The following is a 23,516-nucleotide window of genomic DNA, read 5'->3' as shown; positions in this document are numbered from 1 at the left end:
CATTATACGTAACATAGACTATAATCTGTTTGATACTATATAAGCTATCACTAATGTATCATAATCAAATAAGTGATAGAATTTTGAGCGTCGCTGTAAAATGGAGTGGAACCATCGTTACAGTATTACGAGGATCACTCTAAGGAATTATTAATGGCATCAGAGAGTAACGACTTTTTGTTTAGTGACCAAGATGACGAACAGTTGGTGGATGAAACTGTCTCTGATTTTTGGGACGTATTAATTGTCGATGATGATCCAGAAATACATTCAGTGACTAAGCTTGCACTTTCAGGTGTTGAATTCTGGGATAAAGGGCTGCGATTCCACCATGCCTACTCCGGTGCAGAAGCGCTCGAATTACTTAAAAATGACCACTCGATTTCGGTAATTCTTCTTGATGTGGTTATGGAGTCTGATGATGCTGGCTTGCAAGTTGTTAAGCAGGTTAGAGAGTGCCTCAATAATCACAATGTGCGCATCATTTTACGTACCGGACAACCCGGTTATGCACCTGAAGAAAAAGTGATCCGTGAATACGATATCAACGACTACAAAACAAAAACAGAACTAACACGTAGTAAGCTTATTACCGCCCTTGTTACGGCTATTCGCTCTTATGAGCAAGTCTGTCAGCTCGAATTTCAAAGCCGCGCTTTAAATAATATTTTGTATGCATCAAAAGCCATCCTGGGTTTTACTGATATTAAAGCTTTTTCGATGGCGGTTATTAAACAGCTATCAATTATTTTAGATTGCGAACCGCAGGGGTTACTGTGTGGTTCAATCGAAGATGACAACCAAGTTTATGTATTAGGCGGCTGCGCTGAATACAACGAGTTTATTGGCCAAGGGGTTGAGCAACTTGATAATGGTCGTATCATCATGCAAGTGAATAATTGCCTAGCCCAAGGTGAGCATCAGCATACTGATGTAGACAATACCTATTTATTGAAAAGTAAAAATCGCCAAGCAGCGATTTACATAGAAACAGAGCACACGCCAAGTCCTACGCAACTACAATTTGCAGAAATATTTTTAACGAATGTGAGTGTTGGCCTTGATAATGTTAGGTTGTTCAACCGTTTACGTGATGCTGCATATAAAGATATTTTAACTGGCTTATCAAATCGCAATGACTTTATGAACAAAGTAGAGCGTTACTATCAGCCGGGTAAAAGCGACTTTGTATTTTTACTAATTGATGTTGCGCAATTCTCAGATATTAACAATGGCTTAGGCCAAGAAATTGGTAACTTATTACTTAATGCCATTGTTGATAGGCTGCAACAAGAATACCCAAAGGCAGAGCTGCTTTCGCGCATTGGTGCCGACGTATTCGGGTTGTTGTTACCTGCTCACGAATGTGACGTTGAGCTACTACGTGAGCATTTAAGTTTGCCGTTCAATGCTGGTGAACACATTTTACCAATCAACTTTAAAATTGGTTTATGTTACCAAGGTGATTTCCAACAAGCCGGGATCGAGACCTTAAAACTCGGTTATATTGCGTTAAACCAAGCTAAAAAACAATCTTCTGAAATGGTGGTGACATATACCCCAGATATGGAAGAGCAGATGGCATGGCGTTTGGGGATCATCAGGCAGCTTCGCCAAGATTTTGAGCAACGTAAATTAGAAGTGTGGTTTCAACCGCAACTTGATTTAAATACCCTCGAAATTATAGGTTGTGAAGCGCTGCTGCGTTGGCCCTCAGGAAATGGTCAGTATATTTCTCCGGCGATTTTCGTTCCTATGGCCGAAGATGCTGGTTTAATTGTTGAAATTGGTCAATGGGTGCTAGAGCAAGCATGTATGCAGCAAAAACGCCTAGAAGCGATGGGGTTTGCAATTAGCATTGCAGTAAACGTGTCTGTGCCACAATTTAAAGTTAAAGGCTATGCTCAGCAAGTAAAAGACACGCTTATTAAATACGATGTAGAACCGCAGTATATTGAACTTGAAGTAACCGAAAGCGTGGTTATGGATGAGCTCACGAATGTGATCACAACTTTAAAAGAACTTAAAGAGTTTGGTATCGAGATTGCAATTGATGACTTTGGTACCGGCTTCTCATCATTAAGTTACTTGCAAAAACTGCCATTAGACAGACTCAAAATTGATCGTGCCTTCATTAAAGACTTACCGGGTCAAGATTGTCAGGCGATTGCCGCATTAATTATTTCTCTTGGTGCAAGGTTAGGTTTAAAAACCATTGCTGAAGGAGTCGAAACCCAAGCGCAAGCAGATTATTTAGCTCAGCTTGGCTGTGATGAAGTACAGGGCTTTATGTACGCTAAGCCTATGCCAGAAAAAGAGTTAATTACCTACCTGCAAGCTAAGCAATAGCTAGTTATAGTAAGTGCATATGAATTAAACAGCGCCCTTCCATGTGAAGGGCGTTTTGTTTTCTATAATAATGCATAAGAGTGGGGTATAATTCGCCCCTTTTGTTAGCAGAGTACACTTTATGAGCGCATTAAAAGCCGAGCGAGGCCTGTTTTCTTATCCTAAGTATTGGGCTGAATGCTATGGCACGGCGCCATTTTTACCAACCACTCGTGCAGAAATGGACGCGTTAGGTTGGGATAGCTGTGACGTGATCATTGTTAGTGGTGATGCGTATGTTGACCACCCAAGTTTCGGTATGGCTGTGATTGGACGTATGCTTGAGTCGCAGGGTTTTCGTGTAGGTATTATTGCGCAGCCTGATTGGAACTCAAAAGATGCCTTTATGGCGTTAGGCAAGCCTAACTTATTCTTTGGTGTTACAGCGGGTAATATGGACTCGATGATCAACCGTTATACTGCTGAAAAGCGTATGCGTCATGATGATGCTTACACACCGGGTAATATAGGTGGTAAACGTCCAGACCGTGCGGTGGTTGTATATAGCCAACGCTGTCGTGAAGCTTATAAAGATGTGCCGCTGATTATTGGTGGAATTGAGGCGAGCTTACGCCGTATTGCTCATTATGATTATTGGCAAGAAAAAGTACGCCGTAGTGTGTTGTTTGATGCCAAAGCTGACATTTTAATTTACGGAAACGCTGAGCGCCCACTTGTTGAAGTCGCCCACCGAATTGCTGCGGGTGAGTCGGTTGAGACAATTCAAGATATTCGTGGTACCGCGGTTATTCGTAAAGAACCATTACCAGGTTGGCGTGGTAGTGACTCAACGGCAATTGATAAAATCGGTAAGATTGATCCAATCCCTAATCCGTACGGTGCAGATGATGTGGGTTGTAGTAAGTCTGAATTTAAACAAGCGGGAATCGACCTAAGTGCCGAGGCGGCTAAGCCAATCACTATTCAGCCTGCGCGCCCCAAGCCTTGGGAAAAGACCTACGTTAAGCTACCAGCGTATGAGCAAGTAAGCGTGAATAAACCGCTTTATGCCCATGCCTCGCGTATTTTGCACCAAGAAACAAACCCAGGTTGTGCTCGTGCGTTATTTCAACGCCATGGCGACCGTTCTATTTGGGTTAACCCGCCAGCATTTCCACTTGAAACTGAAGAAATGGATGGCGTATTTGGTTTGCCTTATCAGCGCATTCCGCACCCAAGTTACGGTGATGAAAAAATCCCAGCCTATGAAATGATTAAAACCTCGGTGAACATCATGCGTGGTTGCTTTGGTGGTTGTTCTTTCTGTTCGATTACAGAACACGAAGGACGCATTATTCAAAGCCGTTCTGAGCAATCAATTATTGATGAAATTGAGCAAATTCGTGACAAGGTGCCGGGATTTACAGGTGTTATCTCTGACTTAGGCGGGCCTACAGCGAATATGTATAAGTTACGCTGTAAGAGCAAAAAGGCAGAGAGCACGTGTCGTCGTTTATCATGTGTTTATCCTGATATCTGTAAGCATATGGACACGGATCACACCCCAACCATTGAACTTTATAGAAAAGCCCGTGATGTAAAAGGTGTGAAGAAAATTTTGATCGCGTCTGGCGTACGCTATGACTTAGCCGTTGAAGATCCGCGCTACGTAAAAGAGTTGGTTACCCATCACGTAGGCGGGTACTTAAAAATTGCCCCTGAGCATACTGAAGATGGTCCATTATCTAAGATGATGAAGCCGGGCATGGGTGCTTACGATAAGTTTAAAGAGCTATTTGATAAATACTCAAAAGAAGCGGGTAAAAAGCAGTATTTGATCCCGTATTTTATTTCTGCTCACCCAGGAACAAAAGACGAAGATATGGTTAACATGGCGCTGTGGTTAAAGGCTCATGACTTTAAACTTGATCAAGTACAAAACTTTTATCCATCGCCGATGGCTAATGCAACAACGATTTATCACACAGAGATGAACTCGCTACGCAATATAAAAAACAATATTGAACAAGTGCCAGTACCAAAAGGTGCGCGTCAGCGTCGCTTACATAAAGCGATTTTACGCTACCACGATCCAGCTGGCTGGCCGATGATCCGCGAAGCGCTGAAAAAGATGGGCAAAGCAAACCTCATTGGTAAAGGGCCAAACTGCTTGGTACCTGAAGAAGGCCGTAATGAAAAAGTGGCGCAGGGTAAAGGTGGAAAAGGCCGTGCGGCACTGACGCGTCACACCGGGTTTAGCCAATTTAAAAAGGCCAATACGAAACCTAGAGTGGGTAAAAATAAGCAGCGCGCAAAGTAAATAGAAATAAATACGGCCCTTAAAGGGCCGTTTTTATTTATACCAATTCGCTTAATTAAGTAGAATTGCGAATTGGTATTAGATCAATAACCAAGTCGCGGTGCCTAAAAAGGCAAAGATACCAACAATATCGGTGACGGTTGTCAGTACTACACTCCCGGCAAGGGCTGGGTCTATTTTCATTTTTTTGAGAATTAGCGGAATACTCGCACCTGCAATACCGGCTGCGACAAGGTTCATAAACATTGCAAACGCTAAGACCGCACCGAGCTTAAAGTCCCATTGCCATAGAGCAACCACGCCAGCAATTAAGACCGACCAAATAACACCATTAAGCGCACCAATTGCTAACTCCTTTAGTAATAAGAAGCGTTGGTTGGTTTGGTTAATATGACCTACGGCTATACCACGAATAACCAGTGTTAGGGTTTGGCTGCCCGCAACACCTCCCATTGAAGGGACGATACCGTTTAGCACCGCCAAAATAGGTAAAATTGCTAAGGTGTTTTCAAAAAAGCTTGCCACAATTGCTGCTAGCAATGCGGTTAATAAGTTAACACCAAGCCAAATAGAGCGACAGCCGCGAACTTTTTAGTACTGGCGCAAAGGTATCTTCTTCATCGTCCAGACCCGCGAGGCTTAGCATGCTGTGCTCTGCATCTTCACGGATTACGTCAACGATATCATCGATGGTAATACGACCAAGCAAGTGGGCGTTATCATCAACAACAGGGGCTGAAATCCAGTTGTGTCGTTCGAACAGTTGCGCGACATCACTTTCATCCATCGAAATTGGAATTGACTCACAATCTTCATCCATTAAGTCTCTGACAACTTTATCGGATGAATTAGTGAGTAGGGTGGTTAATGAGAGCGCCCCTAAAAAGCAATTATGCTTATCTACCACGTACAGGTCATCAGTGCCTTCTGGTAATTCGCCCCTTAAGCGTAAATAGCGTAGTACTACATCGAGGGTAACATCTGGACGAATGGTTACCGTATCGCTGTTCATCAAGGCACCAGCTGAGCGCTCTTGATAAGAAAGTGCTTGCGTTGCCCTTTCTCTATCTTGCGAATCCATGGCACTGACAACGTCTTGGTATACGGTATCAGGAAGACTACGTAGGACTTCACCTAAGTCATCGTCGTCCATGTCTTCTGTCGCCGCGGCGATGTGCTCAGGTTCCATCTGGGCAATAATGCCAAGACGTACATCTTCAGACAGTTCTTCTAGAACATCACCGCGGACATCTGGGTCAACCAGTTGCCAAAGCATACGACGAATTTTATGAGGAGAAGATTCAAGTAAAAGGGCTGTATCACAAGGCGCCGTTTTAGCTAACATACCGCGCACTTGAACAAATTGACCACTATTGAGTGACTTGGTCACTTGTTTGAGTTGTTGTAGTGGGTAATCTTGTTCAAAGGCTTCTGGCATTGGCGTCCTTACAACTGAAAAAAGTTTAAATAGGCTAAGCAAATACAGCATAGTTGCTTTGTGGTGTATTTGCAGAGATATCGTCGCACTGCGATAAATTTATTAAGAGTTTTGTAATTTAGAGAAGCGAGCGATATAAAAGTAGGATATTTAAAGGGAATTTTAAATATCCGAATTAAGTTTACCGTAAACCCCGAAGGCTTAGCAAATGCTATTCTTGCTCGTGAAAGCGTTGCGCAATTAATTCGCCAATTGCCGTTAATGCGGCATCAGCATCTGGGCCTTCGCATACAACACGAACTTCTTTACCTTGGCTGCTTTCAAGTAGCATTAACGCTAACACGCTGTCGCCTTCGGCTTCTTTATCGTCTTGATAAAGCGTAATTTTGGCATCAAATTGCAGCGCTAATTGCGCCAAAACAGTGGCAGCACGAGCATGTAAACCAAGTTTATTTTGAATTAAAAAAGTATCTTCAGCGTGCATTCTAGGTGCCTAATTAAATGTCTTGTTCACGGTGACGAATTTTTACATTGGCATGGCTTTTCGCAAAGCTTTCACCAATTGTTTGCGCTAAATAAACAGAGCGGTGTTGGCCACCGGTACAACCAATTGCGATAGTTAAGTAACTGCGGTTATTGCGCTCTAAATGTGGCAACCATGTTTGCACAAAGGTCTGTATTTGCCATGTGAACTTTTGCACTATGCTGTGGCTCGCAAGATAATCTTTTACTGGTTGATCAAGGCCTGTTAGCGGCTTTAAATCTGGCTCCCAGTGTGGATTGGGTAAAAAGCGTGCATCAAATACGTAGTCAGCTTCTTTTGGAATACCGTGCTTAAAGCCAAACGACATAAAGGTGATAATCAACTTTTTATCTTTTTTACCTAAGATCTTTTCGCGAATTGATTCAGCTAACTGATGAACACTCAAATCAGTGGTATCAATCATAAAATCAGCACGAGTAATCAGTACATCGAGCAAGATTTTTTCTTGTTTAATAGCAAGATCGAGTGGCAAAGAATCAATCGATAATGGATGTAAGCGGCGTGTTTCTGAAAAGCGCTTTATCAGGGTTTGATCATCACTATCTAAGTAAAATAGCGTTGGGTTTGCAAACCCTGGTAGGTATTCAAGAATATCATTAAATTCTTGCTGCTCTTTCGGTAAGTTACGTACATCGATACTGACTGCTATTTTATCGTAATTATCAGATACGCTACGTACGAGTGAAGGCAGTAAATTCACTGGAATATTATCAACGCAATAATAGCCTAAGTCTTCAAGTACTCGTAAAGCGACCGATTTACCTGAGCCTGAGCGACCGCTGATAATAATTAATTCCATTTATGCCTCTGCTGATATGACCTGAAACAGTTGCTGATCGGTTGTAGCACTGCGTAACTGTTTACAAAATTCTTTATCTTTAAGTCTATCAGCAATTGTTGATAAGGTCTTTAGGTGAAGCTGACAGTCACCATCTGGTACGATGAGTGCCACAAATATATCAACCGGGCGGTTATCAATAGCATCAAAATTGATGGGTGATTCACTCACTATGATAAACGCATGGGGCTCATCGGCACCGCTCATTCGACCATGGGGAATAGCAATACCGCGACCTATGCCGGTGCTGCCTAGTTTTTCTCGGTTGAGCAAAGCATCTAGGATATCTTGTTGCGATAAATGAGGAAGCTGCTGGTGGGCCAGTTCGCTGATATATTCAAGAATTCTTTTTTTGCTATTAAAAAGGACCGCAGCTTTGCTGCAGTCCTGGTTAGTAAGTGAACTTAGTTTCATAATTTAATGTCGAGCTAATTTCTCTTTGTGTTTAATGACTTGGCGATCAAGTTTATCGATCAGTGAGTCAATGGCTGCGTACATATCTTGATGTTCTGTAGAAGCGAACAATTCGCCTCCGTTTACATGTAAAGTTGCTTCTGCTTTTTGGCTTAATTTTTCTACATCTAGAATGACATGAACATTATTTATATGGTCAAAATGCCTTTCTAGTTTCGCAAACTTGGTGTTTACATAGTCTCTTAATGAATCAGTGATTTCTACATGACGACCAGTTAAATTTAGTTGCATAAGCATTTTTCCTTCTATGTAAAACGTCTAAATCAAACTCTTACGCTGATTAGACGGAGGTATTGCTAGAGACTCACGATATTTTGCAATTGTACGTCTAGCTACTTTAATTCCTTGCTCAGCCAATATATCTGCAATTTTACTATCACTCAATGGTTTAGCTGAGTTTTCTGCAGCCACTAACTTCTTGATTAAAGCGCGTATTGCCGTAGAAGAACACTCACCACCATTTTCGGTGCTGACATGGCTTGAGAAGAAATATTTCAACTCAAAAATACCCCTCGGGGTATGCATATATTTTTGCGTTGTTACACGTGAAATTGTCGATTCATGCATTTCGACCATTTCAGCAACATCATTTAGCACCATCGGCTTCATCGCTTCAGGGCCGTGCTCAAAGAAAGCTTGTTGTTGTTGAACGATACAGTTGGTTACTTTTAATAACGTATCGTTACGGCTTTCTAAGCTCTTAATAAACCACTTTGCTTCTTGTAAGTGAGAGCGAATAAATTGGCTGTCGCTACTCGATTTTACTGAGCGAGACATAGCCGCATATTGGCTGTTCACTCTAATCTTTGGCATACAATCTGGATTTAACTCAACCACCCAGCGACCTTTTACTTTTTTCACTGATACATCAGGTATAACGTACTCAGACTCTTCGCGTACTATGCTATCCGCAGGCTTAGGATTTAAGCTGTGAATAAGCGTCATCACTTCTTTAAGCTCATTTTCTTTAAGCTTAGTCTTTTTCATCAAAGTGCGATAGTCGCGACTCGCTAATAATTCGATATGCTCAGATAAAACCATTTTAGTTTCAGCTAAATATGGTGTGCTAGCGTCAAATTGACGAAGCTGAATACACAGGCATTCTTGTAAACTGCGCGCGCCAATACCAACAGGATCGAATAATTGTATTCTTTTTAAGACCGCTTCAACTTCATCAAGTTCGATTTCTTCTTCATCGTTATTTTGATTAAAGCTTTCGACAATATCTTCACAGCTGATCGTTAAAATACCTGAGTCGTCTATGGCTTCTACTATGGCTACGGCAATCGCTTCGTCAGTTGGGCTAAATGGTGTGAGCTGTAATTGCCACATCAGGTATTCTTGTAGGGTTTCAGTTGATGCGCCTTGGTAAATAGACTCATCTTCAGGCATCGGTCCTGATGATGTTGATGGGGCTGCGCTCATGTACTCGTCCCACGTGACGTCCATAGCTAAGTCATCACTTACGGTGTCTTTATTGAGGGCGTCACTGCTTTCTTGCTCGTATTCGCTAGGTGCTTCTTCTGCAGACGCGCTCAGTTGCATATCGTCAGATTCCGCTTTTTGCTCATTCTTACCGATACTTTCTTCGTTGTAATCAGCCTCTTCCACTTCAAGTAGGGGATTACTATCAAGCGCTTCTTGAATTTCTTGCTGGAGATCCAATGTACTGAGCTGCAACAAACGAATCGCTTGTTGCAGTTGTGGAGTCATTGTAAGTTGCTGGCCCATGCGCAGCTGTAATGATTGCCTCATGTATCCCTAACAATCCTTTTTAAGTTATCGATGACTGTGCAAACACAGTTAAGTCATTATCGATTTATTGTCATTGTTATAAGTCTAGCAGATGCTCTAGTCGGTGGCGTAATGGTTACAGCCTGAATTGCTCGCCTAGATATACATCACGTACAGTTTGGTCAGCTAATACGTGCTCAGGTGTGCCTGATGCAATTAGCTCCCCATGAGAAACAATGTAGGCTTTTTCACAAACATCAAGGGTTTCTCTAACATTATGGTCAGTAATGAGTACCCCAATACCGCGGTTTTTTAGGTGCTCAATAATTTTCTTTATATCTAACACTGAAATTGGATCAACACCAGCAAAAGGCTCATCTAAAAGGATAAATTTAGGATTTGCGGCTAATGCGCGAGCAATTTCAACGCGGCGGCGTTCGCCACCTGACAGCGCCATACCTTGGCTGTCACGGATATGTTGAATGCTAAATTCGTCGAGTAAGCTGTTTAGCGTTTCTTCGCGGGTGGTTTTATTTAGATCTTTACGGGTTTCTAAAATTGCCATCAAGTTTTGATAAACCGTCAACTTTCTAAAAATTGACGACTCTTGCGGCAGATAACCAATACCTAAACGTGCGCGGCTATGCATTGGTAAAAGCGTAATGTCGTTATCATCAATGCTGATTTTACCTTTGTCGCTGGGTACTAAGCCTACAATCATATAGAAGGTTGTCGTTTTACCTGCGCCATTTGGACCAAGTAAACCAACAATGCTGCCAGCTTCAACTTCAAGGCCTACACTTTTAACCACTTGGCGGCCTTTGTAGCTCTTAGCTAAAAGCTCTGCTTTTAATGTGCTCATGGTTGGCCTTTGTTATCTTTTTTGTTTTCAACTGGAACTAGGATCGTGTGTACGCGATCTGTTGAGTTTTCGTCTTTTTCGGCGCTGATCAGCTGTTGAGCCATATCGTAGGTAATGCTTTTAGCCGTTACTTTTTGGCCCGATTGAGTGACTTCAGCTTCGCCATTGAGTGTTAAGAAGCGTTTCGCAACATCGTAACGTACTTCTTGTGCACTGGCGCTCATTACGGTGCCATCAGCTTGCTTTTCTTCGAAATAAGCAGGATTACCTGTCGCGATAATTAATTCGACAGTGCCTTCGGTGTCTCCACCGTGTGCTTCAAGACGTTCTGCTGTAATATGACGATTACCATGCACGATCTCTACGTTACCTTCGAATATGCCAACGCCATCTTTTAGTTTACCAACTTGGCGGTCTGAGCTAATGCTAATTTGTGCGCCAGTTTGCTCAGCAGCCGCGCCCGAAAACGCGATCAATAAGCTTGGGATCAGGAGTAGTTTCTTCAGTTTATTGGTCATAGTATATGGTTCGTGTATGGTTAGTTAACTCAACAATTTCGGTTTTTAAATCGGCTTTTAAGCCTTTCCCGGTAATCTTTAAATTCGGTCCCGTTAGCGTCACAGGTTGCTTAGAAAACATGGTCATTTTATCAATGTCGACATTAATGTTTTCAGCTTTAATATCTTCGATCATGCCGTTGTGGGTTAAGTTTTTAGCAACCACATCCCCTTCAAAAATCAGCTGATCGTTTTCGTATAAAGTGGCTTCTTTGGCTTTTACTTGCCATACCTGCTGGTCGCCATAAATCGTAAAAATTGGTTGTTCAAAAAAGGTAAACCCTAATTGTTGATACAACTCCATTTTGGCGGCCGCCACCTTATGACTAATTTTGCCTTGTTCGTCATACGCAGTTTGCTTTAAGGCAACGGCTGTATAATCAGGCGATGCTATGATCTCGTCTTCACTACTTATTGCGTCTGTTGATTGATTAAAGTACGGGTACCATAACCACACCATGCAACAAACAAAAACAATACTCAGTAAAATACGGGCTATATTCATGCGCTGGTTCCATCGCTAGTTAACGGCTTGCCGTTTTCTAACATCAGTAAATCAGTTAATTCACGCACGGCTCCAAAGCCACCCGGTAATAACGTGGTGTAATGAGCCAGCTTTTTAATAAGCGGGTGTGCATCATTTACAGCAACAGCAAACCCCACTTTTTCCATTACTGGTAAGTCTGGACCATCATCACCAATATAGGCAATTTGTTCATCTGTCAGCGCCAGTTTATCTTTTAACTCTTGATAAGCAATCAGCTTATCTTCTTGTCCCTGATAAATGTGCTGAACTGTTAGGCTAGTCATTCGCTGCTGAACTATTTGTGAATGGCGGCCAGTAATCACCGCGACGTCAAAACCACTATTAATAAGCGCTTTGATGCCAAAGCCATCTTTTGTATTGAACGCTTTCAGTTCTTCGCCATCATTGCCTAAATAAATGCGGCCATCAGAAAACACACCATCTATATCGCAGATTAGCAATTTTACTTTTTGTGCGCGCTGACTCACATCAGGGCTAAGTGGCTGGTATAGCTCAGCGAATGTCATTGCTTAAAGAACTCCTGCTTTTAATAAGTCTTGCATATTAAGGGCACCAATTGGCGTATTGCTTTGATCCACCACAATTAAACCATTGATACGCTTACGTTCCATAATGTTTAAAGCCTCTGCTGCAAGCATATCTGGGCGCGCAGTTGTGCATGAACGAGTCATCACTTGGCTAATTGCCGTACTATGAATATCAATACGTTGCTCTAAAATTCGGCGTAAGTCACCATCAGTGAATAATCCGGCTAACTTTTCATCCGCACCAATCACCGCTGTCATACCAAGGCCTTTGGCAGACATTTCAATGAGTGCATCTTTAATGCTTTGTGTTTCGCTAACAATCGGCGTGGCATCGCCCGCGTGCATCACATCATTCAATGTCAGTAATAAACGCTTACCTAGGCTACCACCTGGGTGTGAAAGCGCAAAATCGTCGGCAGTGAAACCACGGGTTTCAAGTAGCGCAACCGCCATTGCATCACCCATTACTAACGTTGCTGTAGTACTTGCGGTTGGTGCTAGACCTAATGGACACGCTTCTTGGCTAACTTTAATGCATACATGTACATCAGACAGCTTGGCCATAGTTGAATCAGGGTTGCCTGTTAATGAAATCATCTTTGCGCCAATGCGCTTAATAACAGGAATAATGCTGAGTACTTCGCTGGTCTCACCTGAGTTTGAAATACACATCACCACATCATCGCGAGTGATCATGCCTAAATCACCGTGGCTTGCTTCACCTGGGTGAACAAAAAACGCCGGTGTGCCGGTACTTGCAAGAGTTGCTGCAATTTTATTACCAACATGGCCAGATTTACCCATACCGATAACGATAGTACGACCAGTGCATTGGTACATTAGCTGGCAGGCATTATCAAAGTCTTGGTTAATGTATTGCTCAATTTCTTGTAAGGCTTGTGCTTCAATTTCAAGTACGCGCTTGCCTTGCGCGATAAAGCTTTGTTGTGTCATTGATTATCCTATTTGGCTAAAAATATAGCCCTGATATGCAATAAATGCGACTAACAATAAGCCACCTTCTACTCTATTGATACGACGAGCACCTTTAAAGTTCAATGACATGGCAATCAATACAATCGTTGCTGCAATCATGATCAGTGCATCGCGGTTTGCCGCAGAAGGGTCAATAATTGATGGGTTGATAATACCCGCAAGAGGTAATACGGCGAGTAAGTTAAATATGTTTGAGCCAACGATGTTGCCAAGTGCTAAATCGTCTTCGTTCTTTAATACCCCTGCAATACAGGCTGCCAACTCAGGTAAGCTGGTACCAATAGCAATAATGGTTAAACCAATGACTAGGTCTGATAAGCCAAAGTATTTTGCGATATCAACGGCTGATTCAACTAAAAAGTGTGAACTGATTGGCAATAAAATCATGCCGATGACTAACCAAAACACGGCAGATTTAGTACTCACATTGTCTGGCACATCTTCACATGCTTCGCTAACAAAGGGGTCATCTTGATTTTTGGCACGCAGAGAGATAATAACTAGGCCTGCTATAAACACCACAAACGCAAGCATTAAAGCGACGCCCTCAGCGAATGAGAAGTAGTTGTCTGAGAATACATACCAAGCGGCTACTGAGATTAACAGCACTAATGGCATTTCACGTTTTAATGTCATTGATGACACGGAAAGGGGACGAAGTAAGGCTGTGACGCCAAGCACAAGTAAGATATTAGTAATGTTAGAACCAACCGCATTACCAACAGCGGTATCTGTTTTATTGGCAAGTGCCGCAGATGCAGACACCATCATTTCAGGGGCTGATGAACCCATAGCAACAACGGTTAAACCAATGATTAGGGTGGGGATCCCCATATTTTTTGCGAGTGCAGCCGCCCCATATACAAACCGATCAGCACTCCAAACGAGCGCTGCAAAACCAATAATTAAAATGACAAAAGAAGTCACCATTGTGATACGCCAACATTACTTATACAGATGACTGCAAATAGTAACAAAAGCGAGCATGAAAGTATAAGTAAAAGAATGGGCTGGCGAGCATAAAGCCAGTGTCGTGAGGAAACTAAATTTCAGCGGTGGTTAAGTTCTTTGCAGCTAGCTTTAGAATTTATTGAAAGGAAATATTACAAAATTTTACGATTTGTTTTTTCCATCTTGACTAAAAAACCCTTAAAATGGCAAAACTAGTGAAAAACGTTATGGAGAGCGACTTGTCGCAATCAATAGTAGAAATCAAGGATGTAACCTTTTCACGGGGCGATAGAATCATATATAAAAATATGAGTTTTAACATTCCGAAAGGCAAGATTACCGCTATCATGGGACCGAGCGGCATTGGTAAAACCACCATGTTGCGCTTAATTGGCGGTCAGCTTAAGCCTGATTCTGGTGACATTTTATTTGAAGGCAACAGCATTCCTGGCATGACTCGCAAGGAACTTTATGCTGCCCGCACGAAAATGAGTATGCTGTTTCAAAGTGGCGCGTTATTTACCGATATGTCAGTGTTTGACAATATCGCTTTTCCTTTGCGCGAACATACTCAACTTAGCGAAGATTTAATTCGTCTTGTCGTTTTAATGAAATTACAGGCCGTCGGTTTACGTGGTGCACAAGATTTGATGCCATCTGAGCTTTCAGGTGGTATGGCTCGCCGTGCAGCATTGGCACGTTCAATTGCCCTCGATCCAGAACTTATCATGTATGATGAACCCTTTGCGGGCCAAGATCCTATCTCAATGGGTGTGCTGGTTAAGCTGATTAAATCACTGAATGAAGTGTTAGGTTTATCATCACTTATCGTGACCCATGATGTTACTGAGGTGATGAGCATTGCTGATCACGTTATCATCATTGCTGATCAAGGGGTGATTGGCGAAGGTTCACCAGAGCAAATGCAAAACCATGAATCTGAACTTGTTCAACAATTCTTAAATGGTTTATCGGATGGTCCTGTACCATTCCATTTCCCAGCTCCTGCGTACGATGATGAATTACTAGGAGTGCACAATGCTTGATCTATTTCAGAAGTTAGGTCACAAGACCCTAGGGCGCTTTGCAGCGCTTGGTAGGTCTACTCAAATGTTGTTTGGTGCATTAGTGAATATGCCAAACTTCAAAAAAGGCACACCTTTACTAATTCGCCAATTATATATGGTGGGCTCGCAATCTCTTTTAATCATCATGGTATCAGGCTTGTTTATAGGGATGGTGCTTGCCTTGCAAGGTTATACCGTGCTGGTCGGTTATGGTGCAGAAGACAGCTTAGGTCCCTTAGTGGCATTGAGCTTGTTACGTGAGTTAGGCCCTGTAGTAACCGCATTACTGTTTGCAGGCCGCGCGGGCAGTGCGCTTACCGCTGAAATCGGCTTAATGAAAGCAACCGAGCAATTATCAAGTTTAGAAATGATGGCGATTGATCCACTTAAACGCATTATTGCACCGCGTTTTTGGGCTGGTTTTATCAGTATGCCATTACTTGCATTAATATTTTCTGCGGTTGCTATTATCGGCGCTCATTTAGTGGGTGTTGATTGGCTTGGTGTTGACTCCGGAAGCTTCTGGTCAATCATGCAAGCGCAAGTGTCGTTTCAACAAGATATTGTGAACGGCATGATTAAGAGTTTTGTATTCGCCATGATTGTGACTTGGATTGCACTTTACAAAGGCTACGACTGTGTTCCAACTTCAGAAGGGATCAGTAAAGCGACAACAGAGACCGTTGTGCACTCGTCATTGGCAGTATTAGGTTTTGACTTTATTTTAACAGCGGTAATGTTTACCAGCTAATTAGGGTATAAAGATGAATTCACGGAAATTAGAAATTTTAGTTGGCTTTTTTGTAGCACTTGGTATTGCTGCATTTGCATTATTAGCATTTAAAGTTGCGAATGCCGGCATCAGTGGTAGCGGCGAAACCTACCAGCTAAACGCAAAGTTTGAAAACATTGGCTCTTTAAAAGCGCGAGCGCCGATTAAAGTAGGTGGTGTGGTTGTTGGTCGAGTTGAATCTATTTTTATTCACCCGAAAGAATTTGTGCCAGTGGTCAATATGGCGATAGATGCAAACTACCTGTGTAAGTTTTCAGACACCACATCAATCTCAATTTTAACATCAGGTATTTTAGGTGAGCAGTATTTAGGTATTAACCCAGTAATCGCTCCAGACTCTGCAGAAAAACGTTGTATGGGTGAAGATGTAACAGCCAGTGAGCATGATACAGATCTAGATGATTTATTTGGTGTTGAAAGCAAAGCGCTTGCAGACGGTGACTACATCACTGATACAAAATCAGCGCTTGTTTTAGAAGAGTTAATTGGTCAGTTCTTATTCAACCAAGGTGGTGAATAATTATGTTTAAGAAATTTTTATTATGTATTGCTGTGCTGTTTAGCCTAAACGCACAAGCCGCTGAACCTAAGGTTGATTTAAAAGACCCGTACAAAATGGTCCGTACAGTGTCAGATAATACTTTTGCGCGTATTACTAAAGATCAACCTCTTATTGCGAAAGACAAAGAGCATCTACGCGTTATCGTAGAAGAAGAGCTAATGCCCTACATTGACTACAAGTATGCTGCACTGCGCGTACTAGGTAATCATGTTTCAAAGGTGCGCGCTATCGAAGATAAAGAGGAAAAAGCAAAGGCCATTAAAGAGTTACAACGCTTCATTGACGTTTTCCAAAAGTATTTAATTGCTACTTACGCAGGTGTATTTACTCAATACACTAACCAAAGCGTTGAGTTTGCACCACCACAGCCTTTCAAAGGCCAAGACGTGGTGGTTGTTAAAACTAAGATTGTTGAAGCCGGTAAACCTGATATCAGAATCGACTTTAAAGTACGTGAAGACCGCAGTGGTGACTGGGGCGCGTATGATATGATTGCAGAAGGTATTAGTTTGCTTGATGCTAAACAAAGTGAATTACAAGGTATTTTACGCCAACATGGTCTAGATTATGTTAGTGACTTACTAGAACAAAAGAGTCAACTGCCAGTGCAATTTAGAGGTGAAGGTGGTGATGAGTAAAGTCGAGATTACTCAACTTGAAGATAACCAGTTTCGGGTCAGTGGTGAACTGACTCGAAATTCAATCGGCCGTGAACGCCTTCTGAACGCAAAGCCAGATTCTAGCCATAAAACATGGTATTTTGACCTTTCTGGGCTATCTAGGGTTGACACGGCGGGCTTAGCTTGGTTAATTCACTCTTTCGCAGAATTAAAGCAGCAAGGTATTCACCTTGAACTGCAAAATAGCCCTGAGCAATTGCAAAATTTAATGCAGTTGGGTCAGGTCACCAACCTATTTGAGTGAGATTTATGGAAACAAGCCAAGTCGAAACGTTATTACGCGACGAACTAAAACTAGATGAAGTGATTGTTAAAGCAAATGGTAGCCACTACGAAGTGATTGCTGTTGGTGAGTGTTTTGATGGTTTATCTCGCGTTAAGAAGCAACAGTTGGTTTATGCTCCGTTAATGTCAACAATCTCAGACGGTACAATCCACGCTGTATCTATCAAAGCGTTCACACCGACTGAATGGAAACGCGAACAAAAATTTATTTTACCTCAATAGTCGCAGGGCCTCCTAATGGATCAATTTGTAATTCAAGGTGGCACCTCGCTGGCAGGTGAAGTCACTATTTCCGGCGCTAAAAATGCCGCTCTTCCAATTCTTTTTGCTGCGCTTTTAGGGCAGGGCAAAAGTACCTTTAGTAATGTTCCTCGTTTGCGCGATATCGGTACCACAGAAGCCTTGTTAAAAACACTGGGCGCGAATGTCGAGTGGCAGCAAGACAGGCTCGTTATTGATGGCGCGACGGTTGATAAAACGCTTGCACCGTACGAGCTGGTAAAGCAAATGCGTGCCTCAGTACTTGCCTTAGGTCCTTTAATTGCCCGTTTTGGTGAAGCGCAAGTGTCACTGCCTGGTGGTTGTGCGATTGGTGCCCGCCCAGTTGATATCCATATTCAAGGTCTTGAGCGCATGGGCGCTATCATCAAGGTTGAAAATGGTTACATCAACGCCAAGGTCGATGGTCGCTTAAAAGGCGCTGAAATCTTTATGGAGATGGTCAGTGTTGGCGCAACAGAAAACTTACTGATGGCAGCAACGCTGGCTGACGGTAAAACAGTACTTGAAAATGCAGCTCGCGAACCTGAAATTACCGATCTTGCTAATTGCTTAATTGCGATGGGTGCGAAGATCAGCGGTGCCGGCACTAGCCGTATCGAAATTGAAGGTGTTGAGTCACTCTCGGGTTGTGAGTACAGCATTCTTCCCGATCGCATTGAAACAGGTACCTTCTTGGTTGCGGCGGCAATGGCTGGCGGTGAAGTGCTTTGTAAAAATACAGATCACCATAGTCTTGATCCTGTGATTGAAAAGCTACGCGCTACCAATGCCTTGGTTGAAGTCACAGATAACAGCATTTACCTCGATATGCGTGGCCGTGAGTTAAAGGCAGTGAATATCAAAACGATGCCACACCCAGGTTTCCCTACCGATATGCAAGCGCAATTTACAGCTTTGAATGTGGTAGCGAAGGGCAGTGCGACCATCACAGAAACGATTTTCGAAAACCGTTTTATGCACGTGCCTGAATTACAGCGTATGGGTGCTAACATTCGCTTAGAAGGGAATACGGCAATTTGTGGTGATACAGAACGCTTATCGGGTGCGCAGGTAATGGCAACTGATCTACGTGCATCTGCAAGTTTAATTCTTACTGGCATCGTTGCTCAAGGTGAGACTATTGTTGACCGCATCTATCACGTAGACCGTGGTTATCAACGCATTGAAGATAAGCTGAGTGCGCTGGGTGCTAATATCAAGCGCCGTTCAAGCTAATCGCTAAGACTTATAAAAAGGCCTAACATTTGTTAGGCCTTTTTTTGTATCTGTATTACCAGTAACTACTGCTCGTCTTCGAGTTCTGCAACAGTCACCATTACTTTTAAGATTTTGCCATCGCGGTAAATCTCAAATTCGAGTTCTTTGCCTGGTTCTGTATTCGCTAATTTTTCGAGTACTTGTTGTGGGTTTGCAACAGCAATACCGCCAATTTTAATCACAATGTCGGTTTCTCTAATACCGGCTTTCCAAGCTGGGCCAAATGGATCAAGCTGCGAGATACGCATACCTGCAACAGGCGTAAAGTTATCGCTAACATCTTTACCTGTGCTATCAATGCCTGTGCCACTAAAGCCTAAATAGCCACGGACTACACGGCCATGCTTTATTAGTTTATCCATCACATCTTTGGCTATCGAGTAAGGCACTGCAAAGAAGATACCTTGAATATCGAGGTTCTCATGGGTTTTAAATTGTGCCGAAGTGATACCTACTAAGTCACCTCGTGAATTGACAAGCGCCCCCCTGAGTTACCTACGTTAATCGCAGCATCCATTTGTAAAAGGCTACTGTAAGGGCTGTCGATTAAGTTTTGCTTCCCTGTTGCACTGATAATACCTTGAGTGATGGTTTGACCTAAATTAAGTGGGTTACCAATCGCTAATACAACATCGCCAACACGGGGTTTGAAGCTATCGTTAACAGGAATTTTAGGTAAATGTTCTGCGCTGATTTTTAAAAGTGCTAAATCTGTTTGGGTATCAAAGCCAATCACTTGTACATCATAAAAACGACGACCATCAGCCAGCGTGACAATAATGAGATCGGCATTTTTGATCACATGGTAGTTAGTCAGAATATAACCGTCTTGAGTCATGATAACGCCTGAACCAAGGGCTTGAACGGTATTTTGACGTTTATAGCGAGGTTGATTCGAAATGCTTTCTGAAAAAATAGTAACAACCGACGGCGCTGCTTTTTGTACCGCATCAGCAAAGCTCATATGCTCAGAAGACATCGGCGCGGGTAGATTCATACTCGGTAATAGCGTGCTACGAAGACTTGGGTTAAATAACACCACTAAAAAGGCAATGCCTAAACCAGTGAAAAGCGGGGGAAGAATAAATTTAAAAAGTTTTAGCACGGTATTCTTATTATCAATGAGCAATCCCTTAATGATGGCACAAAAAAAATAACAGCGGCAAGCACCGCTGTTATTTTTTCATGATTTATCAACTAGGTTTACTGAATAAGTACGAAAACAAGCTCTCTACCACGTTTAACACCTAGTACTATGTTACCTTTGGTATTTTCGATGATCTTGTTCATGTCGCGAATTGTTTCAACACGTTGACGGTTCACTTGCATGATCACGTCACCTTCTTCAAGGCCAACACGAGCAGCAGGAGAGCGTGCTTCAACACCGGTTACTTCAACACCTTTACCATCACTCTTTTGTGTATTTTCTAGGGTTGCACCTTGGAATGCTGGGTGTGTCTCTTCGCCAGCAGCAGTGGTTGCTGATGCACCATCTAGAGTGACACTAACGGTTTTCACTTTACCATCTCGATAAAGGCCAAGTTTCACTTTTTTGCCTTCACCAAGGGTGGCAATTTTACTGCGCAGTTCATGGAAACCACTAATTTCAGTGCCATCGACGCTAATAATTACATCACCGGCTTTGATACCCGCTTTGCTTGCTGCAGTATCATCCATTACTTGCATAACGTAAGCGCCTTGTTTTACGTCAAGCTGTTGTGCTTTAGCAAGGCCAGCGTCAAGTGGGCGACCCGAAATACCTAATGAGCCACGACGCACTTCGCCGTGTTCGATAATTTGGTCAACTAGGTTTTTCATCATGGTAGATGGAATTGCAAAGCCGATCCCCACGTTACCACCAGATGCGCCTAAAATAGCGGTGTTAATACCGATAAGCTCACCATTAAGATTTACTAACGCACCGCCTGAGTTACCTTGGTTGATAGCGGCATCGGTTTGAATAAAGTCTTCATAACCTTCTATATTTAAACCAGTCGCGGCCAAGGGCACTGACGATACCGGATGTTACTGTGTGACTTAAACCAAATGGGTTACCAATGGCCACAGCAAAATCACCTACACGTAATTGATCTGAATCGGCAATTTTAAGCGCCGTTAAATCTTCAGCATCAATTTGTAGTAAAGCAATGTCTGATTCTTTATCGCTACCAATTTTGGTCGCTTCGTATTCTCGGCCATCCTCTAAGGTTACCACCATTTTTTCGGCATCTTCGATAACATGGTTATTAGTTACCACGTAACCTTCTTTAGCATCAATGATCACACCTGAGCCTAGGCCACTAAATTCACGCTTTTGACTGCCCCCACGAGGAACACCAAAAAAATCATCAAATGGTGTCGCGCGGCGGCGGACTTCTTTTGAACCTGATACTTGAATACTCACTACACCCGGTGTGATTTGTTCAAGCATAGGCGCGAGGGTTGGCAATTGTTGACCATTAACAGCAACAGGAAGTTTTGCCATTGAAATTGCAGGGCTTAATAATAAGCTTGAAGATAAAATAGCAGCACTGATAACAGATAATTTCATTTTCATAGTCTGGGTTTACTCCACTTCAGAGATAAAGCAAAAACTAAAAAGGGCTGCATAAGCAGCCCTTTTCTTGGTTTAGATATAAAGCTGTTATATCTAAAGACTATGGGGTCAAAAAAAGTTCATCAAGAGGCTTTAGAATGTTCTGAAACTTTCTGTGAACCGGTAAATAATCCTGTTTCACCGACAACATAGTCAGCAGGCTGAGCTTCTGCGCTTGAACGATCCCCTCTGCGGTCTTGCAGTGAGTTTTGTAGTTGCTCAGTCGTTTCTTTAGAAAAGAAAGGCTCATTTGGGTGCTGTTTTTTATCAGCAAGTAATAGTTTGTTTGTTTCTTCTACATGGTTTAGCAGCTGGTCGTAGTTATCTTTCATTTTAGATACTAGTTTACCTGTGCTTGCTAGGTGATCAGCTACATCTTGGCGGTATTGCTCAAGTGCATTGTTTGCTTGCTCGACTTGTTGTTCTAGTTCGTCTTGCTTAAATTGTTTTTTGGTTACAAAAGCACCAATGAAGAATGCTGAAATTGCAACGATAATTAGAATACCTACCCAGGTAATTGTGCCCATAAACCTACCCCTTTGGGAAAAAATAACAAAAACAAATACTTTATAGTCCAATCATTATTAAAATATGCTTAATTTGATTGTGAAATCATACTGCGGGTTAATATACCCTGAGATACGATGCGTGTTAATATACTGTGCAAATTTAACTGTGTTTTATTGTAACGACCTATGACTCCTTGGCAGAAATACCAACAAGATTTACAACGTGAAGACTTCGTACATGATGCAGCGCAAGAAAATGCAGTGCGCCATTTGCAAAGACTCTATGATGACCTAACGGCAGACAAACCCGCCGCGAAGGGATGGTTTGCCAAACTATTCTCTAAAGATAGCACGCCGAGTATAAAAGGGCTGTATTTTTGGGGCGGAGTAGGCAGAGGTAAGACCTATTTAGTTGATACTTTCTACGAAGCTTTACCCACTGACCGTAAAATGCGTGTGCACTTTCACCGTTTTATGCATCGCGTGCACGATGAGCTTAAAAAGTTGAAAAATACCAGTAACCCATTAAATGTGGTTGCAGATATTTTTAAATCTGAAACAGACATTATCTGTTTCGATGAATTTTTTGTGCAAGATATCACAGATGCAATGCTGCTAGGTGGTTTGATGGAAGCCTTATTTGAGCGCCGTATCGTGCTAGTTGCGACATCAAACATTGTGCCTGATGAGCTGTATCGAAACGGTTTACAACGGGCGCGTTTTTTACCAGCGATTGAATTGGTAAAAGCCAACACTGAGATTGTTAATGTGGATTCGGGTGTTGATTATCGCTTACGTACCCTAGAGCAAGCTGAAATTTTCCATAGCCCGCTTGATAAGCAAGCTGATGATAACTTATTTGATTATTTCGATAAGCTGTCGCCAGAGCCGGGTGTGCTCGACAAAGCTATCGAAATTGAAGGGCGTATGATCAAAACCCGTAAAGTGTCAGACTGTATTGCTATGTTTGATTTTAGCGAATTGTGCGAAACAGCTCGCAGCCAAGTTGACTACATGGAAATAAGCCGACTCTATAACACGGTCATTTTGTCGAACGTAAAAGCACTTGGTCAAGCCAATGATGATGCGGCACGTCGTTTTATCGCATTAGTGGACGAATTCTACGAGCGTCATGTAACCTTGATTATCTCTGCAGAAAAGCCAATTACTGAGCTGTACAGCGAAGGTAACTTAAATTTTGAATTTAAGCGTTGTATTAGTCGACTACAAGAAATGCAATCGCTAGAATATCTAGCTAAAGAGCATCTAGCTTAGTCAAGTTGTCAGATTTTAGTCGTTAGTTTTTAGCTGACCGAGAAGATGGCTTAATTATTTGTGTTTTGAACAATAATAGCTTTGCATCCATTTT

At 42.4% G+C, this 23,516-nt stretch carries 22 protein-coding genes and 3 pseudogenes; 10 read left to right on the top strand and 15 right to left on the bottom strand.

What is annotated here, in order from left to right; genetic code table 11:
* Positions 1 to 153 precede the first annotated feature (153 nt).
* Together P4S60_RS14400 and P4S60_RS14395 are read left to right on the top strand one after the other, a co-directional pair.
* Entirely contained in the window at positions 154 to 2,349 is a 2,196-nt protein-coding gene (locus P4S60_RS14400; RefSeq protein WP_337116396.1) for a bifunctional diguanylate cyclase/phosphodiesterase, read from the top strand.
* A gap of 121 nt (positions 2,350 to 2,470) precedes the next feature.
* A complete protein-coding gene (locus P4S60_RS14395; RefSeq protein ID WP_337116395.1) occupies positions 2,471 to 4,648 on the top strand; it encodes a YgiQ family radical SAM protein in 2,178 nt (725 codons plus the stop codon).
* A gap of 78 nt (positions 4,649 to 4,726) precedes the next feature.
* Here P4S60_RS14395 and mgtE read toward each other — a convergent pair.
* From mgtE to P4S60_RS14335, 12 genes and pseudogenes are all read right to left on the bottom strand, one after another.
* Positions 4,727 to 6,086, bottom strand: a pseudogene (mgtE, locus tag P4S60_RS14390) (magnesium transporter).
* A 211-nt stretch (positions 6,087 to 6,297) separates the two neighbouring features.
* Positions 6,298 to 6,570: an HPr family phosphocarrier protein gene (locus P4S60_RS14385; RefSeq protein WP_054561108.1), complete on the bottom strand. Its 273-nt coding sequence runs from the start codon at positions 6,568 to 6,570 to the stop codon at positions 6,298 to 6,300.
* Positions 6,571 to 6,583: 13 nt separating this feature from the next.
* On the bottom strand, positions 6,584 to 7,429 hold the full coding sequence (gene rapZ, locus P4S60_RS14380) for an RNase adapter RapZ (RefSeq protein ID WP_054561107.1): 846 nt from the start codon (positions 7,427 to 7,429) through the stop codon (positions 6,584 to 6,586).
* Positions 7,430 to 7,882 carry a PTS IIA-like nitrogen regulatory protein PtsN gene (gene ptsN / locus P4S60_RS14375; RefSeq protein WP_063702723.1) on the bottom strand — a complete coding sequence of 151 codons (453 nt, stop codon included), beginning with the start codon at positions 7,880 to 7,882 and terminating at the stop codon, positions 7,430 to 7,432.
* A 3-nt stretch (positions 7,883 to 7,885) separates the two neighbouring features.
* On the bottom strand, positions 7,886 to 8,173 hold the full coding sequence (hpf, locus tag P4S60_RS14370; protein ID WP_036971325.1) for a ribosome hibernation promoting factor: 288 nt from the start codon (positions 8,171 to 8,173) through the stop codon (positions 7,886 to 7,888).
* A 27-nt stretch (positions 8,174 to 8,200) separates the two neighbouring features.
* Complete coding sequence (locus P4S60_RS14365; protein ID WP_063702721.1) at positions 8,201 to 9,697, bottom strand: RNA polymerase factor sigma-54; 1,497 nt, start codon at positions 9,695 to 9,697, stop codon at positions 8,201 to 8,203.
* Between the two features lie 115 nt (positions 9,698 to 9,812).
* Complete coding sequence (gene lptB, locus P4S60_RS14360) at positions 9,813 to 10,538, bottom strand: LPS export ABC transporter ATP-binding protein (RefSeq protein WP_337116394.1); 726 nt, start codon at positions 10,536 to 10,538, stop codon at positions 9,813 to 9,815.
* Positions 10,535 to 11,056, bottom strand: coding sequence for a lipopolysaccharide transport periplasmic protein LptA (gene lptA, locus P4S60_RS14355; RefSeq protein ID WP_337116393.1), 522 nt, complete (start codon positions 11,054 to 11,056; stop codon positions 10,535 to 10,537). Before lptA ends, lptB begins: the two co-directional genes overlap by 4 nt.
* Positions 11,046 to 11,600: an LPS export ABC transporter periplasmic protein LptC gene (gene lptC, locus P4S60_RS14350; RefSeq protein WP_063702717.1), complete on the bottom strand. Its 555-nt coding sequence runs from the start codon at positions 11,598 to 11,600 to the stop codon at positions 11,046 to 11,048. The genes lptA and lptC overlap by 11 nt, the downstream gene beginning before the upstream one ends.
* Positions 11,597 to 12,148 carry a 3-deoxy-manno-octulosonate-8-phosphatase KdsC gene (gene kdsC / locus P4S60_RS14345; protein WP_063702715.1) on the bottom strand — a complete coding sequence of 184 codons (552 nt, stop codon included), beginning with the start codon at positions 12,146 to 12,148 and terminating at the stop codon, positions 11,597 to 11,599. Before kdsC ends, lptC begins: the two co-directional genes overlap by 4 nt.
* Positions 12,149 to 12,151: 3 nt before the next feature.
* Positions 12,152 to 13,123 carry a KpsF/GutQ family sugar-phosphate isomerase gene (locus tag P4S60_RS14340; RefSeq protein WP_063702714.1) on the bottom strand — a complete coding sequence of 324 codons (972 nt, stop codon included), beginning with the start codon at positions 13,121 to 13,123 and terminating at the stop codon, positions 12,152 to 12,154.
* A 3-nt stretch (positions 13,124 to 13,126) separates the two neighbouring features.
* Complete coding sequence (locus P4S60_RS14335) at positions 13,127 to 14,095, bottom strand: calcium/sodium antiporter (RefSeq protein WP_063702712.1); 969 nt, start codon at positions 14,093 to 14,095, stop codon at positions 13,127 to 13,129.
* A gap of 248 nt (positions 14,096 to 14,343) precedes the next feature.
* Between P4S60_RS14335 and P4S60_RS14330 the strand changes: the two genes are divergently transcribed.
* The 7 genes from P4S60_RS14330 to murA are packed head-to-tail and all read left to right on the top strand — an operon-like array spanning position 14,344 to position 19,000.
* Entirely contained in the window at positions 14,344 to 15,162 is an 819-nt protein-coding gene (locus tag P4S60_RS14330; RefSeq protein WP_082401555.1) for an ATP-binding cassette domain-containing protein, read from the top strand.
* Positions 15,155 to 15,934, top strand: coding sequence for a lipid asymmetry maintenance ABC transporter permease subunit MlaE (gene mlaE, locus P4S60_RS14325; RefSeq protein WP_063702710.1), 780 nt, complete (start codon positions 15,155 to 15,157; stop codon positions 15,932 to 15,934). Before P4S60_RS14330 ends, mlaE begins: the two co-directional genes overlap by 8 nt.
* Positions 15,935 to 15,947: 13 nt before the next feature.
* Positions 15,948 to 16,496, top strand: a complete 549-nt coding sequence (gene mlaD / locus P4S60_RS14320) for an outer membrane lipid asymmetry maintenance protein MlaD (RefSeq protein WP_337116391.1) — start codon at positions 15,948 to 15,950, stop codon at positions 16,494 to 16,496.
* A gap of 2 nt (positions 16,497 to 16,498) precedes the next feature.
* Positions 16,499 to 17,176 (top strand): MlaC/ttg2D family ABC transporter substrate-binding protein, encoded by a 678-nt coding sequence (locus P4S60_RS14315; RefSeq protein ID WP_217875677.1) that lies wholly within the window; start codon positions 16,499 to 16,501, stop codon positions 17,174 to 17,176.
* Positions 17,169 to 17,462: an STAS domain-containing protein gene (locus P4S60_RS14310; RefSeq protein ID WP_054561094.1), complete on the top strand. Its 294-nt coding sequence runs from the start codon at positions 17,169 to 17,171 to the stop codon at positions 17,460 to 17,462. Before P4S60_RS14315 ends, P4S60_RS14310 begins: the two co-directional genes overlap by 8 nt.
* A 5-nt stretch (positions 17,463 to 17,467) precedes the next feature.
* Complete coding sequence (locus tag P4S60_RS14305; RefSeq protein WP_054554171.1) at positions 17,468 to 17,725, top strand: BolA family protein; 258 nt, start codon at positions 17,468 to 17,470, stop codon at positions 17,723 to 17,725.
* 15 nt (positions 17,726 to 17,740) lie between these two features.
* Positions 17,741 to 19,000 (top strand): UDP-N-acetylglucosamine 1-carboxyvinyltransferase, encoded by a 1,260-nt coding sequence (gene murA, locus P4S60_RS14300; RefSeq protein WP_337116390.1) that lies wholly within the window; start codon positions 17,741 to 17,743, stop codon positions 18,998 to 19,000.
* Between the two features lie 65 nt (positions 19,001 to 19,065).
* Here murA and P4S60_RS14295 read toward each other — a convergent pair.
* The 3 genes and pseudogenes from P4S60_RS14295 to P4S60_RS14285 all read right to left on the bottom strand — a co-directional run bounded on the left by P4S60_RS14295 (position 19,066) and on the right by P4S60_RS14285 (position 22,165).
* Positions 19,066 to 20,147, bottom strand: a pseudogene (locus tag P4S60_RS14295) (trypsin-like peptidase domain-containing protein).
* A 98-nt stretch (positions 20,148 to 20,245) separates the two neighbouring features.
* Positions 20,246 to 21,599, bottom strand: a pseudogene (locus P4S60_RS14290) (Do family serine endopeptidase).
* A gap of 122 nt (positions 21,600 to 21,721) precedes the next feature.
* Positions 21,722 to 22,165 (bottom strand): YhcB family protein, encoded by a 444-nt coding sequence (locus P4S60_RS14285; RefSeq protein WP_063702694.1) that lies wholly within the window; start codon positions 22,163 to 22,165, stop codon positions 21,722 to 21,724.
* A gap of 168 nt (positions 22,166 to 22,333) precedes the next feature.
* Here P4S60_RS14285 and zapE point away from each other — a divergent pair, with 168 nt between their 5' ends.
* The gene (gene zapE, locus P4S60_RS14280; protein ID WP_337116389.1) at positions 22,334 to 23,422 is read left to right on the top strand and encodes a cell division protein ZapE; all 1,089 of its coding nucleotides are present in this window, start codon (positions 22,334 to 22,336) and stop codon (positions 23,420 to 23,422) included.
* Positions 23,423 to 23,516 lie beyond the last annotated feature (94 nt).

It is taken from the genome of Pseudoalteromonas sp. Hal040 (assembly GCF_037162425.1).
In the GTDB taxonomy this organism is placed as follows: Bacteria; Pseudomonadota; Gammaproteobacteria; order Enterobacterales; family Alteromonadaceae; genus Pseudoalteromonas; species Pseudoalteromonas gelatinilytica.
Note: the sequence above shows the minus strand (reverse complement) of the source record. Positions and strands in the feature narration are given on the sequence as shown.